12 protein-coding genes are annotated in these 13,035 nt (G+C 70.2%); 5 read left to right on the top strand and 7 right to left on the bottom strand.

Annotation, left to right across the window (positions count from 1 at the left end):
- Nucleotides 1–88: 88 nt before the first annotated feature.
- Nucleotides 89–571, bottom strand: coding sequence for a GNAT family N-acetyltransferase (locus GV007_RS16330; protein ID WP_160074497.1), 483 nt, complete (start codon nucleotides 569–571; stop codon nucleotides 89–91).
- Nucleotides 572–639: 68 nt separating this feature from the next.
- Between GV007_RS16330 and GV007_RS16325 the strand changes: the two genes are divergently transcribed.
- The 3 genes from GV007_RS16325 to GV007_RS16315 all read left to right on the top strand — a co-directional run bounded on the left by GV007_RS16325 (nucleotide 640) and on the right by GV007_RS16315 (nucleotide 3,491).
- Nucleotides 640–1,512 carry a LysR substrate-binding domain-containing protein gene (locus GV007_RS16325; RefSeq protein ID WP_160074495.1) on the top strand — a complete coding sequence of 291 codons (873 nt, stop codon included), beginning with the start codon at nucleotides 640–642 and terminating at the stop codon, nucleotides 1,510–1,512.
- A 25-nt stretch (nucleotides 1,513–1,537) separates the two neighbouring features.
- On the top strand, nucleotides 1,538–2,053 hold the full coding sequence (locus GV007_RS16320; RefSeq protein WP_160074493.1) for an adenine phosphoribosyltransferase: 516 nt from the start codon (nucleotides 1,538–1,540) through the stop codon (nucleotides 2,051–2,053).
- A 70-nt stretch (nucleotides 2,054–2,123) separates the two neighbouring features.
- Complete coding sequence (locus tag GV007_RS16315) at nucleotides 2,124–3,491, top strand: amidohydrolase family protein (RefSeq protein ID WP_160074491.1); 1,368 nt, start codon at nucleotides 2,124–2,126, stop codon at nucleotides 3,489–3,491.
- 54 nt (nucleotides 3,492–3,545) lie between these two features.
- Here GV007_RS16315 and GV007_RS16310 read toward each other — a convergent pair whose 3' ends face one another.
- The 6 genes from GV007_RS16310 to GV007_RS16285 all read right to left on the bottom strand — a co-directional run bounded on the left by GV007_RS16310 (nucleotide 3,546) and on the right by GV007_RS16285 (nucleotide 10,843).
- The gene (locus tag GV007_RS16310; RefSeq protein ID WP_160074489.1) at nucleotides 3,546–4,424 is read right to left on the bottom strand and encodes an ABC transporter permease; all 879 of its coding nucleotides are present in this window, start codon (nucleotides 4,422–4,424) and stop codon (nucleotides 3,546–3,548) included.
- Entirely contained in the window at nucleotides 4,421–5,236 is an 816-nt protein-coding gene (locus tag GV007_RS16305; RefSeq protein WP_236558590.1) for an ABC transporter permease, read from the bottom strand. The genes GV007_RS16310 and GV007_RS16305 overlap by 4 nt, the downstream gene beginning before the upstream one ends.
- Nucleotides 5,233–6,057, bottom strand: coding sequence for an ABC transporter ATP-binding protein (locus GV007_RS16300; RefSeq protein ID WP_104244643.1), 825 nt, complete (start codon nucleotides 6,055–6,057; stop codon nucleotides 5,233–5,235). Before GV007_RS16300 ends, GV007_RS16305 begins: the two co-directional genes overlap by 4 nt.
- A gap of 4 nt (nucleotides 6,058–6,061) precedes the next feature.
- On the bottom strand, nucleotides 6,062–7,153 hold the full coding sequence (locus GV007_RS16295; protein WP_104244641.1) for an ABC transporter substrate-binding protein: 1,092 nt from the start codon (nucleotides 7,151–7,153) through the stop codon (nucleotides 6,062–6,064).
- 94 nt (nucleotides 7,154–7,247) lie between these two features.
- Nucleotides 7,248–10,019: a molybdopterin-dependent oxidoreductase gene (locus GV007_RS16290; RefSeq protein ID WP_160074487.1), complete on the bottom strand. Its 2,772-nt coding sequence runs from the start codon at nucleotides 10,017–10,019 to the stop codon at nucleotides 7,248–7,250.
- The gene (locus GV007_RS16285; RefSeq protein WP_160074485.1) at nucleotides 10,016–10,843 is read right to left on the bottom strand and encodes an FAD binding domain-containing protein; all 828 of its coding nucleotides are present in this window, start codon (nucleotides 10,841–10,843) and stop codon (nucleotides 10,016–10,018) included. The genes GV007_RS16290 and GV007_RS16285 overlap by 4 nt, the downstream gene beginning before the upstream one ends.
- 168 nt (nucleotides 10,844–11,011) lie before the next feature.
- Between GV007_RS16285 and GV007_RS16280 the strand changes: the two genes are divergently transcribed.
- Nucleotides 11,012–12,037 carry an XdhC family protein gene (locus GV007_RS16280; protein ID WP_160074483.1) on the top strand — a complete coding sequence of 342 codons (1,026 nt, stop codon included), beginning with the start codon at nucleotides 11,012–11,014 and terminating at the stop codon, nucleotides 12,035–12,037.
- Between the two features lie 396 nt (nucleotides 12,038–12,433).
- Nucleotides 12,434–13,035 (top strand): nucleotidyltransferase family protein (locus GV007_RS16275; RefSeq protein ID WP_160074481.1); only part of this gene is annotated, 602 nt, incomplete at its 3' end.

The following is a 13,035-nucleotide window of genomic DNA, read 5'->3' as shown; positions in this document are numbered from 1 at the left end:
GGCTGGGCGCGCTGGGCGGGCTGGGCGCGCTGGGAGTCGTGGGCCCGCCTCCACACCAGGCGAGGAGGCCCACACCCTGCGACGACGCTCAGACCAGGTCGAGATCCATGAACACGTCGGCTCGCGAGTACGGGGTCGGGGCGTGCGCGGATGCGGGCACGTGGCGGAAGCCGACGGACTCGTAGAGGCGAACGGCCGGCGTCAGCGACTTGTTGCTCTCGAGCATGAGCTTCGTGAGGCCCTGCTCGCGCGCGTGGTCGATAGCCGCTGTCATGAGCATCCGCCCGATGCCGGACCCGCGGGCCTCTGGAGCGACCGACATCTTGACCAGCTCGGCGAGCCCATCTCCCACGCGCAACAGCGCAACGCAGCCCACGCGCTGCTCACCGGCGTGGGCGATGAGCACTGTCCCGCCCTGGTCGACGATCGCGCGCTGAGGGTCCGCGAGCACCGCTCGGTCGGCATCCTCGAGTGCGAAGTGCTCGGTGATCCACGCCTCGTTGAGGGTGCGGAAGGCCACTGCGTCCGCTTCGTCCTGCAACGGGGCGATGGTGATGGTCTGCGTTGTCATGTGCTGAGTTTCCTGAATCGGAGCCAACGAGTCCAATACGGATGCACAAGCATCCATAAGCTGGATGCATGGATCTCGACATTCGAGTGCTCCGCTCGTTCCTCGCACTCGCCGATGAACTCCACTTCGGCCGTGCCGCGGCGACCCTGCATGTGGCCCAGCCCGCACTCTCCCAGCAGATCAGGCGGCTGGAGGGCGAGCTCGGCGTCGAGCTCTTCGCGCGCACCTCGCGCAGCGTGAAGCTCACGGCAGCGGGCACCGTGCTGCGTGAACGCGCCCTCTCGCTCGTGGCGCAGTCCGAGCGCGTCATCGACGAGGTCGCGCGCGTCGGCCGCGGCGAGCAGGGGCGGCTCGACGTCGGGTTCGTCAGCTCCGCACTCCCGCTCGGGCCGGTGGAACATGTCCAGCGCTTCAGGGCCGAGTTCCCGGGCGTGCACATCGAGCTCGTCGAAGGATGGACGGCGAGGCTCACCGCGAAAGTCGCGCAGGGTGAGCTGGACCTCGCGATCGTGCGCGACCCGGACGTCGTCGACGGGGTGCGGCTAACGCCGTTTCGCAGGGAGCGCTTCGTGGCCGCGGTGCCGCACACGCATCCGCTCGCCGACCGTGGCAGCATCCGCGCCAGCGAGCTCGCCGGAGACCCGTTCGTGTTCTTCCCCGCCGAGGCCGGCGAGCTCGCGACCGAGCGCAACCTGGCCCCCGTGCTCGCAGGCGGTCGGGCACCGACCATCGTGCAGACGGGAAGTACTTGGACGACCCTGCTGCATCTGGTCGCGGCGGGCATCGGCGTAACCGTGACCCCGGCGAGCACGGTGCTCGTCCCACCGCCCGGAATCGCAGTGCTGGAGCTTGACGAGACCGATGCGTTCAGCGAGCTCGCGTGGGCGTCCCGCGCCGACGACCACCGGTCGATCCTGCGCGCCTTCATCGCGGCGGACTGATGCGGATCGCACGTATCCTGGAACCGTGACCCCAGAGCTCGCGCGCGCCGAGTCGCTCATCGCGACTATCCCGGACTTCCCCGAAGCGGGCATCCAATTCCGTGACATCACCCCGCTCTTCGCCGACGGCACCGCCCTGCGCGCCGCCGTCGACGCCGTGATCGAGCCCTTCGCCGACACCTTCGACGTCGTCGCGGGCGTCGAGGCGCGAGGGTTCCTGCTCGCCGGCGCCATCGCCAACGCCGCGGGCGTCGGCCTCATTCCCATCCGCAAGGCGGGGAAGCTGCCTCGACCCGCGGCGTCGATCACGTACGACCTCGAGTACGGATCGGACAGCCTGGAGGCAGCACAGGACCTGCCGGCCGGCACCCGTGTCCTACTCGTCGACGACATCCTCGCAACGGGCGGCACCCTCCGTGCGGGCCAGGAGCTCCTCGAGCAGCTCGGCTACGCGCTCGTGGGCACGGCCGTCCTCATGGAGCTCGTCGACCTCGACGGGAAGCAGGTCGCCGGCCCCGTGCACAGCCTCTTCGAGGTCTGAAACGCAACTCGCCCCGGGGCGCCTCCGAGTCGTGACAGGCCCGAAACATGGGCTGGCTAGCGTTGCGAGCATGTCCCTTCTTGTCACCCACGCGCGCCTCATCACGATCCCCACGGGCTCCACGGATGCCGGTTACATCGAAGACGGATGGATGCTCGTCGAAGACGGCCGCATCGCCGCGATCGGGAGCGGGACGCCGTCCGTCACCGCCGACGAGACGATCGACGTGGCCGGCAGATTCGTCGCCCCCGGCTTCGTGTCGAGCCACTCGCACCTCTTCACGAGCGGCCTCAGGGGCCTCGGCGTCGCCGACACCCTGTACGGCTGGTGCGACTCCATGCTCGGCACGACCGCCCACATGACGCCGGAGCAGCTGTACTGGTCGACCCTGCACGGCTCGCTCGACTTCCTTTCCAACGGCGTCACGACCGCCTACAACTTCACCGACCCCCTGCAGGCGTGGGAGTCGATGGTCGACGGGAAGCGAACGGGAACCGCGGGCATCCGCCCCCTCGAGTACCACTACCGCCAGGCGGACGGCACGCTCGATTCCGGTATCCGCTTCGTCGACGCCTCGGGGATGGATGCCACCGTCGGCAGCGACGACGAGATCTTCGACCGGCTCCAGGCGGAGGTCGCCCACACGAGGGCCATGGACCCGGCGTACGCCCTCGGCTCGTCCATCATGGGCCAGGTGCAGTGGTCGCCGCGGGCCGATGCCGCCGACCTCGAAGCCGAGGCCATGCGTCGCTTCGGCATCACGAACCAGGCGCACTTCCTCGAGTCGCCAGAGGCCGTCGAGCACCAGCAGTCGAAGTTCGCCCTGTACCGGGATGCTGGGGCCCTCGAGCTGGGCCTCATGTTCGGGCACTTCATCCAGACCACCCCGGAGATCCTCGCCGAGGCCGCCGCTCGCGGGGCGAGCATGTCGTGGCAGCCGGCCTCGAACGGGCGGCTCGCCTCCGGCGTCGCGCTCGTGCCGGAGATGCTCGAGCTCGGCATGAAGGTCGGCGTCGGCCTCGACGACCAGGCCTGCACCGACGTGAGCGACCCGTGGCAGAACATGCGCATGGGCATCTACATGCAGCGCTCGCGCACGAAGGATCCCCTGTCGATGATGCCCGAGCTGATGCTGCGCCTCCACACGCTCGGCGGCGCCGAGATCATGGGGGTCGCCGACCGGGTCGGCTCGCTGGAGGTCGGCAAGTTCGCCGACTTCGTCATCGTCGACCCGCGCTCCCCCGACGTCGGGCCGCTCTGGCACCCCGTGCGGTCGTACGTGCTCGCGATGAGCCCCCGGAACCTCAAGGCCGTCTACGTGGGCGGTCAGCTCGTGAACCGCGACGGGACATCCACGAACCCCCTCGCCGAGGAGGCATCGGCGAGGCTCCACGAGCTGCCGGCGGCGATCATCCCGCTGCGCGGCCACCCGCACTGAACGACGTCGCGGCCGGGAGGATGCTCCCGGCCGCGAGGTTCGAGCGCAGACGGCTCAGCGCTGGGAGACGCCCATCCCCATGCGGTCGAGGACGATGTTCTCGACGATCTGCACGAGGTTGTACGACACCAGCGTGATGATGGTGATGAGCGCGATCGAGGTCCACAGCTCGGCGAACTGCGCCTGCGCGTTGAACTTCAGGATCGCCCCGCCGATGCCCGTCCCGGTCGAGAGCCATTCGGCGAGCAGCGCACCGGTCACGGCTCCCGGCACGGAGACCCGGGCGGCCGCGAAGATCGACGGGAGCGCCCCAGGCAGGTTGACCTTCGTGAGGCCGGCGAGCCGGCCGCCACCGAAGACGTGCACGACGTCGAGGCTCTCCTGGCTGGCACGGCTGAGGCCGAACAGCACGCTCGCGAGCGCTGGGAAGAGCACGACGATCGTCCCGATCACCGCCACGGAGGCCGTGGTCCCTCGGCCGGTCATGAGGATGATGACGGGTGCGATGGAGACGAGCGGGATGGTTCGCAGCAGGAGCACAAGCGGCATGACGCCGGCCTCGATGGCTCTGGAGAGGCTGAAGGCGATCGCCAAGACGATGGCGACGGCCATGCCCGCGACGAAGCCGAGCGCCGAGTCCATGAGCGTCTGCCCCACGAGGGGGAACATCTGCGCGCGGTGCTCGGCGGCGTCCTCGCCCGCGAACAGGAACTGCCACACGTCGAGCGGCCCCTTCGCGATGAACGAGGAGATGCCGGTGAGGCTCACCACCGCCTGCCAGAGCAGGAGGAGCACGAGCAGCGTGATGCCTGCGGAGCCCAGCGAGCGGAGCACCGTCTTCCGGAGCGCGCTGCGCCGCTCGCGCGTGATCCGCGTCTCGGCGGCGTGATCGGCCGTCGTCGCTGTCTGCTCGTCCTGCACGATCACGGTCATCGCACTGCCTTCCCTGAGACCCACGGCGTGATGAACCGGATGACCAGCCCGAAGAGCCCGTACGCGGCGAGCGCGAACACGGCGCACAGCAGGAACACCGACCACACTCCGGCGGAGTCGAGCTGCCCCTGCAGGCGGATGAGGGTGGGCCCGACTCCCGCCGTGATGGAGCCGAGGTACTCGCCGAGCACGGCGCCGAGGAACGCCGACGGGACGGCGATCTGGAGCGCGTTGAGGATGGCGGGCAGCGCGGCCACGAGACGGACCTTGCGCATCTGCATCCACGAGCCGCCGCCGAAGACGCGGACGACGTCGAGCGAGGCCTTGTCCGCGGACTTGAACCCGAGGGTCGCGCCGACGACGGTCGTGAACACGCACACGAGGGCCGCGAGGAAGACGGCCGTCTCCGAGGGGTCGCCCGGGCTCTTCGCGCCGCCGAGCACCACGATGGAGATGCCGCCGACGGCGACGATCGGCAGGCAGTAGGTGACGACGGCGATCTGCGTGATGACGGTCTCCAGGCGGGGGAAGACGAGCACGACGGTCGCCAGGAGCAGCGCGATGCCGTTGCCCCACACGTAGCCGATCGCAGCCGCGGTGACCGTCGGGGCGAAGACGCCCCAGGTACCCGCGATGTTCCCCTGCACGAACAGCCAGTCGATGACGGCGAGCGGTGAGGGCACCGGCGTGAAGCTCGTGCCCTCCTGCGGCCGGAACGCCGTTGCCGATGCCAGCCACCAGATCGCGACGAGGGCGACCCCGCCGATGAGCGCGGCGAGCCAGCCTGGGATGCGCTCCCTCGCCACCGTCACGCCTCGGCTTCTGCGTGCCCGTGCACGCCGAACAGCAGCTCGGAGGCACGGTCGACCAGCGCGTGGAACTCGGGAGTGCGCATCATCTCCGGGGTGCGCGGCCGCGGCAGGTCGACCTCGATGATCTCCTGCACCCGGCCGGGGCGCGCCGACATGACGGCGACCCGGTCTGCGAGGAAGATCGCCTCGCTGATGCCGTGCGTGACGAGCAGCGTCGTCGCGGGCTTCTCCGTCCAGATGCGCAGCAGCTCCAGGTTGAGGTTCTGCCGAGTCATGTCGTCGAGCGCTCCGAAGGGCTCATCGAGCAGCAGCACCGACGGCTTGAGCACGAGGGCCCGCGCGATCGAGGCCCGCTGCCGCATGCCGCCAGAGAGCTGCGCCGGCTTCGCGTTCGCGAAGTCGCTGAGCCCCACGAGGGCGATCAGCTCATCCACGTACGCTTTGTCGACCGGTCGCCCCGCGACCTCGAACGGCAGCTCGATGTTCTTGCGGATGCTCCGCCAGGGAAGCAGCGCGTGGTCCTGGAAGGCGATCCCGAGCTCGCTGTTCGCACGCAGCTGGTCGGGCGTCTGCCCGTCGACGAGCGCGCTGCCGGTCGTCGGGTGGTCGAGCGCGGCGAGGATGCGGAGGATCGTCGACTTGCCGCATCCGGAGGGGCCGAGCAGCGCCAGGAACGAGCCCTTGTCGGTGTGCAGGTCCGTGTCCTGCAGCGCCAGCAGCGACTTCCCGCCGCGCAGGTCGAAGGACTTGGACACTCCGGAGATCTGGATCCCGGTGCCGGTTGCGGCACCGGAATCCGTCGTTGTATCGGTGAGGGTCATGAGCTTAGGGCTGGTAGTTCTTCAGCTCAGGGTTCTCGGTGTAGATCTCGTCGAGAATCGTCGTGTCGAAGAGGTCGTCGACCTCGAGCTCCCACCCTGCGGCCGCGAGGGATGCGATGGACTGGGCCTTGAGCTCGTCCGAGATGGTGAACAGGCCGTTCGCCTCCGTCTCCGGGGTCGAGATCAGCGCCGCCTGGGCTTCGAGGCCCGCCTTCACCTTGGCGGGGTCGAGCTCCCCGAAGGTGAGGTCGCCCGCTGCGGCCGAGGCGTTGTAGTGCTCGGTCACCTTCGTGACGGTGTCATCCGTCGGCTGCGTGAACGTGTCGGTCCAGCCCTTGATCTCGGCGATGAGGAACGCCTTCACGAGGTCGGGGTTCTCATCCAGGTACTGCTGGGTCACCGTGATCGCCTCGGCGACGTACGGCAGGCCGTTGTCGGCGTAGGCGAGGTTCGTGACCTCGTAGCCCTCCATCTCGACCGTGATGGCCTCGTTCGTCAGGTACGCCATGAAGCCGTCGACCTCCCCGTTCATGAGGGGCGTCGGGTCGAAGTCGACAGGGACGACGGTCACCTGGTCTTCGTCGATGTCGTTCGCGGCGAGGAGCGCCTTGAACACGGACGCGTTCGAGTCCTGCACGCCGATCTTCTTGCCGATAAGGTCCTGCGGCGTCGCGATGTTGCCCTTGTCCGTCAGCGAGAGCACCGTGAACGGGTTCTTCTGGAAGGTGGTCGCGACGATCTTCAGCGGCGCGTCCTGCTCGGCGACCGCGGCACCGACGGAGGCGGCGTCGCTGAGGGCGAACTGCACCGAACCGGAGAGCAGCTTCGCGACGCCCGTGTCGGGGCCGGCGATGCCCTGCACCGCGGAGAACCCCGCCTCGTCGTAGTAGCCGTTGTCGTAGGCGTAGTACTCGCCCGCGAACTCCTCGTTCTTGATCCACGAGTACTGCACGCTGATCTCGCCGTGGTCGACGGATGCGCTCCCTGGGGACGTCTCGGATGCGGTCGGTGAGCACGCGGTGAGGGCAAGCGCGGCGGTGGCTGCGAGAGCGAGGGCCGCGGTGACGCGTCGGCGTGGTCTGGTGAGTGTGTGCATCGGATCTCCTTGACTGCAGTGGGCTGGGTCGTGTCTGACGGTGTCTCGCCTGCTCAGCTCGTCCTGACACTCCCTAGCCGCGACATTAGGCAGTTCATATTTCGGGGACGGGTTCGTGGGTGTTACGGGCGTGATTCGCAATCCGCCAGACCCGGTCGCGGCTGAAGGGCTGCTCGAACGGGCGACTGCCGATGGCGCGCGCGATTGCGTTCCCGATCGCGGGAGCGACGGGGTTGTACGGCGACTCGCTCATCGATTTCGCGCCGAACGGCCCGAGGTCGTCGCTCGTGTCGGCGAAGTACACCTCGGTGAAGGGCACGTCGGCGAACTGCGGCACCCGGTAGAGGCGGAAGACGGGGTTGGCGACGCGCCCCTCATCGTCGAGGGTCACCTCCTCGTACAGCGCACTGCCGAGGCCCTGCGCGACGCCTCCCTCGATCTGCCCGCGGCACTGGGCGGGGTTCATGACGTACCCGGCGTCGGCGGCGTGCACCGACTGCAGGATGCGCACCGTTCCCGTCTCCGGGTCGACGGCCAGCCTCACGGCGTGCACGTTGAAGGCGAGCGAGCGTCGCGCGCCGAGCTCGCTGCCGTCAGCCGTGATCTCCCCGCCGTTCTCCTCTGCTGCCAGCTGCGCGAAGGTGACGAGCCCCGTGGGCGTCAGCACCCCGTCCGCGGTGAGCTCGCCGCCGTCCGGGGCCGACCCGGTGAGCTCGGCGGCCCGCTCCCGCATCCGCATCGCCAGGGTCTGGCAGGCGGCGTGCAGCGCCTTGCCCGCGACCGTGATGCCCGCGGATGCGAAGGCGCCCGTGTCGTGCTCGACCGCATCCGTGTCCGAGTTCCACAGCTCCAGCCGCTCGAAGCTCGTGCTCAGATCCGTCGCCGCGATCTGCTTGAGCACGGTTGTCGTGCCGTTGCCGAACTCGGCCGTCCCCGTGCGCAGCAGGTACGTGCCGTCGGCCCGAAGCGTGGCCGTCGTGTGCGCGATGTGCCCGAACGGCGCCATGGTGGCGATCATCGCCGCCGCGACCCCCTCGCCGACGAGCCAGCCGGGCGGGGCCGCCTGGCCGTTGCCTCGGCGAAGCGCGTCCTGCGCCAGGTCGAGGCACTGGTCGAAGCCGTAGCTTCCCCACACGAGGTCGTCGTGCCCCGGATCGTCGCCCTCCCTGATGGCGTTGCGTCGGCGCAGCTCGAACGGGTCGAGACCGAGTTTCTCGGCGAGCATGTCCATCGCCGATTCGACGCCGAGGATCACCTGGCCGAGGCCGTAGCCGCGGAACGCGCCGGACGCCACCGTGTTCGTGTACACGACCTCCGCATCCAGTCGCCGCAGCGGGACGCGGTAGATCGTCGTCGACTCGGCGAGGGAGTGGAAGAGAACGCCACGCGAGTGGTTGCCGTAGGCGCCGGTGTCGCTGAGCACGTCGAGCTGCATGGCCGTGAGCGCCCCGTCCGCGTCTGCACCCAGCGTCACCGACACCCGCATCGGGTGCCTGACGGCGGCGCGCTGGAACTCGTCGGTGCGCGAGAACTCGTACGCGACGGGTCTGCCGGTCCTGAGCACCGCGAGCGCGACGAGATCCTCCGTGAAGATCTCCTGCTTGCCGCCGAACCCGCCGCCGAGCCGTGCCGCGAGCACCCGCACGCGGTCACGGTCCAGGTCGAACAGGCGCGCGATCTCATCGCGGGCGAGGAACGGCACCTGCGTGGAGGAGCGGATCACGAGGCGTCCGTCGTCGTCGAGCCAGCCGATCGAGCCGTGGGTCTCGAGTTGTGCATGTGTGACGCGGGCCGTCTGCCACGTGCCGGAGACGGTGGCGGCGCTCGACGCGAGCGCTTCGGCGACATCCGGTCCGGCGTGGACGCTCGTGATGACGTTGCGGGCAGCCTCGTCGACCCGCTCCTCCGCGGTGCGGTCCGGGTGGATGAGCGGCGCCCCGGGCCTACGGGCCTCTTCCGGGTCGAAGACCGCTGGCAACAGCTCGTACTCGACGCGGACGAGGCGGCGAGCGGCATCGGCCGCCTCACCGGTCTCCGCGACGACGGCCGCAACGCGCTGCCCGACGTGGCGCACCACGCGGTCGAGCAGGAGCGTGTCATCCGGGTCGTCGGTGCGGTGCTCGTGGCGGGCCGAGGAGTACCGGAGCTGCGGCACGTCCTCGTGTGTGAAGATCTGCACGACCCCGGGCACGGCGAGGGCCTCAGCGGTGTCGATGCTCAGGATGCGCGCGTGCGCGTGCGGGCTCGTCACGACGCGCAAGGTCAAAGCATCGAGCGCCGGATGCGCCGGTGGCAGGTCGAACGTGAACGGCTCGAGCCCCTGCACGATCCGGCGCGCGGCCTCCGGGACGACGGAGTTTCCGACGGTCTGCGCTGTGGCCCTCGCTTCCGGGTCAGCGGCCTTGGGCGTGACGCACGTCTGCGCGCAGGAGCCCGCTCGCACGGAACCGCAGATCGCCTCCCGGATGGGGCGGTAGCCCGTGCAGCGGCACAGGTTTCCCCTCATCCGCTTGTCGAACTCGCCCAGGTCGGCTTCCCCGAGGGTCGACGCGGTCACGCTCATCCCCGGCGTACAGAAGCCGCACTGGAAGCCGAACCCCTCAGCGAGCGCCTCCTGCACGGGATGCAGCTGATCGCCAGGTGCGAGGCCGGCCGCCGTCGTGACGCTGCGCCCCTCCGCTCGCACGGCCGGCACGATGCAGGAGTGCACGGGAGTGCCGTCGAGAAGGACCGAGCAGGCTCCGCAGTCGCCGGCATCGCACCCCTTCTTCACCGTCGTGGAACCGGTCTCGCGCAACAGGGTCCGCAGGCATTGGCCCGCCCGCGGCTCGGCCGAGCGGTCTGTGCCGTCTACTTCGAACTTCACGCGAGTCCCTTCCGGATGCGCTCCGCCAGCACGATGCTCACGCCGCGGCGCCAATCTGCTGAGCCGAGCGGGTCGCTGTAGTAGCCATCCGCATCAGCGACGCGCGCGGCGAGCTCGACCGGGGTCGGGAGGTGCGGGAACGCGAGCACGGTCGGGGTCTGCGTAGCTGCGGTGACCGTGAAGACGCTGCGCCCCGAGGGGTCGACGCGCCCCGTGACGACGGCGCCAGAGCGCCCATGCTCTGCGAGCGCGATCTTGAGGAGCAACGCCCGCGAGCGCAGCGCGGCAGCCGGCAGGTGGATGCTGCGGAGCACGTCGCCCGCCTTGAGGACGGTCGTCCCGTCCCCGGTCACGAGGTCCGCGACCGGCAGGCGCACCACCTCGGCTCCTCGCCAGATCTCCGCCGTGCCGTCGAGCGCGACGCACAGCGAGACCATGCCAGCCGCTGCGAACGCCCGGCAGATGTTGCCGCCGACCGTCGCCGTGTTCCAGATCTTGAACGACGCGAGGAGAGCATCCGCGGCGGCTGGGACAAGCGAGAGCGCAGGCCAGTCCTGCTGCGACGGAAGCGTGCCGCCATCCCGTGCGTCCTTGGCCCACGCGACCAGCGTCGCGATGGTGCAGGTGGCCGAGATCCGGAGCCCATCGTCGTCGGCCTCGATATCAGGCCACCCCATGCCGGTCACGTCGACGAAGCCCGTCGTCGTCGGCTGCGGCTCGCTCATGAGCCACGTGCCGCCCGCCAGGATGGCCTCCCCAGGGGCGAGGAGCAGCTCCTCGCGGGTTCGTGCGACGCGGTACGAGCGCACCGTCGTGATGTCCATGGCCCTCCCGGTCGTGGCTCCGCGCCGTCAGTTGCTTGCTGGCGCGAGTGGATTCTCGGGAGTGAACCAGAACGCCGTTTCGGCGGTGTTTCGATCGTGGGTCGGGGATCGTGACGACCTTCACGTGCCCGCAACAGCCACGCAATGGGCCCGGCTTAGCGTTTCGTCATGCGTGGAATCCTGCCGATGGGCGCCGAGTGGTCGCGCCGAGGTCGACCGTTCGCGATGGCGACGCTCGTCGCCGTCAGCGGCAGCGCGCCCCGAGAGGTGGGCGCGAGCATGATCGTGTCGGCCGACGGCGAGGTGTTCGGCAACGTGTCCGGCGGATGCGTGGAGGGGGCCGTCTTCGAGCAGTGCCTGCTCGCGATCCAGAGCGGTGCCGCGAGCGTCGAGACCTTCGGGTACAGCGCGGCAGCGGCGTTCTCGGTCGGGTTGAGCTGCGGAGGAGTCATCGAAGTCCTGGTCCGCCCTGTCCTGCCGGGCAGCGCGGCGGCCGCTGACATGCTGCTGCTGGCGGAGCGTGAGGCGCGTGCGATGCCCGCGAGCTACACGCTGACGGTCTCCGGAGCCGACGTGGGCCGCGGCGTGATCGACCAGACATCGCCGCCCACGTCGGGAGCCGTGACGATCGCCCTCGGCTCCCCGCCCCGGCTGATCATCGTGGGCGCGGTCGAGTTCGCCGTGGCGCTCTCCCGCATCGCGATCGCCGCGGGCATGCAGGTCACCATCGTCGACGCGCGCGAGGTGTTCGCGACGACGGCCCGGTTCCCGGGCGCCGAGGTGGTTGTCGCCTGGCCGCACCGCTATCTGGAAACTGCGGAGGTGGATGCGCGCACCGCCGTGTGCGTCCTCACGCACGACCCGAAGTTCGACGTGCCAGCGCTGCGCGTCGCCCTGGCCTCTGCCGCCGGCTACGTCGGTGTCATGGGGAGCCGCCGCACCCACGAGGAGCGGCTCGAGCGGCTCGAGCGGCTCACCGACGCATCTGTACCCGCGGCAGAGGCCGTGCCAGCCGAGCAGCTGGAGCGGCTGCGCTCGCCGATCGGGCTCGACCTGGGCGGGCGCTCCCCCGAGGAGACGGCCCTCTCGATCCTCGCCGAGATCGTCGCCGACCGGCACGGCGCATCCGGTCGCCGCCTGTCCGAGCTGTCGGGGCCGGTGCACCGACCGCTGGGAGCACGCGTCGCCTCGTGAGCGGTATTGGGTGCGGGGGCGGGTGCGGCGTGGTGCGGGGTTCGGAGTTCGGGGTGCGGACCCAACGGCTTGGCGGGGGTTGTGCGCAGACCCGGGGTTCCTGCACCTGGGCTGGCGAATGCGGGTGGCGGAAGCACAGGTCTGCGGTGGGGGCGCGGATGGACCCTGGGCTCGAGCCAGCGGCCCGGACCTGGGCGAGACCCGCTCAAGCGCATCCACCCGTACGCGAGGAATCCGGTGCGCGAATGAAGGCACGCCAATGAACGTGTGCGGAGTTGTCCTCGCGGCGGGCGCCGGTTCGCTCCTCGGCGGGGGCGCGTACAGACCTGCGACTCGAACCTGCGGCGAGTCCCACCGAGGCGCATCCGCCCCAGGCGCGCGGAAGACGGTGCGCAAATGAACGTGTGCGGAGTTGTCCTCGCGGCCGGCGCCGGGTCGCGATTCGGCGGGCCGAAGGCCCTGGCATCCCTGCCCGACGGCACACCCTGGGTTGCGCGCGCCGTGGAGACCTTGCTCGAGGCCGGATGCCTCGACGTGCTGGTCACCCTGGGCGCCGATCGCTCGAGGGCGGTTGCGCTCGTACCGGCGAGCGCGACGGTCGTACCCGTGCCGGATTGGGCTGGAGGGCTCGCCGCCTCGGTTCTCGCCGCGCTGCACGCGGCGGCGATGACCGACGCGGATGCCATCCTGCTTGTCCCCGTCGACACGCCCGAGCTGTCGGTAGCGTCCTGCAGGAGGGTCCTCGGCGCGGGTGCGCCTCTCGCCCGGGCGACCTACCGCGGCGAGCCCGGGCATCCGGTGCTCATCGGGCGCGCGCACTGGGCCGCCCTCGCCTCACGGCTCGACGGCGATCGAGGCGCGGGCCGGTACCTGGCCGAACACGGCGCTGTCTTGGTGGAGTGCGGCGACCTGTGGCACGGCCGCGACGTCGACGAGCCGGTCACCTGTCCCGTCGCGCCACGCCCTTCCGGCCACGCCCTCCGCGCCACCCCCTCCGC

The organism is Pseudoclavibacter sp. 8L (assembly GCF_902506465.1).
Taxonomy (GTDB): Bacteria; Actinomycetota; Actinomycetes; order Actinomycetales; family Microbacteriaceae; genus Pseudoclavibacter.
This window is presented reverse-complemented; position numbering and strand designations above follow the sequence as displayed.

What these genes read in the sequence shown, in the direction of transcription:
- GV007_RS16325 (WP_160074495.1), top strand. Translation starts at nt 640, where the DNA reads ATGGATCTCGACATTCGAGTGCTCCGCTCGTTCCTCGCACTCGCCGAT.
- GV007_RS16310 (WP_160074489.1), bottom strand. Translation starts at nt 4,424, where the DNA reads ATGACCGTGATCGTGCAGGACGAGCAGACAGCGACGACGGCCGATCAC.
- GV007_RS16280 (WP_160074483.1), top strand. Translation starts at nt 11,012, where the DNA reads ATGCGTGGAATCCTGCCGATGGGCGCCGAGTGGTCGCGCCGAGGTCGA.
- GV007_RS16295 (WP_104244641.1), bottom strand. Translation starts at nt 7,153, where the DNA reads ATGCACACACTCACCAGACCACGCCGACGCGTCACCGCGGCCCTCGCT.
- GV007_RS16330 (WP_160074497.1), bottom strand. Translation starts at nt 571, where the DNA reads ATGACAACGCAGACCATCACCATCGCCCCGTTGCAGGACGAAGCGGAC.
- GV007_RS16285 (WP_160074485.1), bottom strand. Translation starts at nt 10,843, where the DNA reads ATGGACATCACGACGGTGCGCTCGTACCGCGTCGCACGAACCCGCGAG.
- GV007_RS16315 (WP_160074491.1), top strand. Translation starts at nt 2,124, where the DNA reads ATGTCCCTTCTTGTCACCCACGCGCGCCTCATCACGATCCCCACGGGC.
- GV007_RS16300 (WP_104244643.1), bottom strand. Translation starts at nt 6,057, where the DNA reads ATGACCCTCACCGATACAACGACGGATTCCGGTGCCGCAACCGGCACC.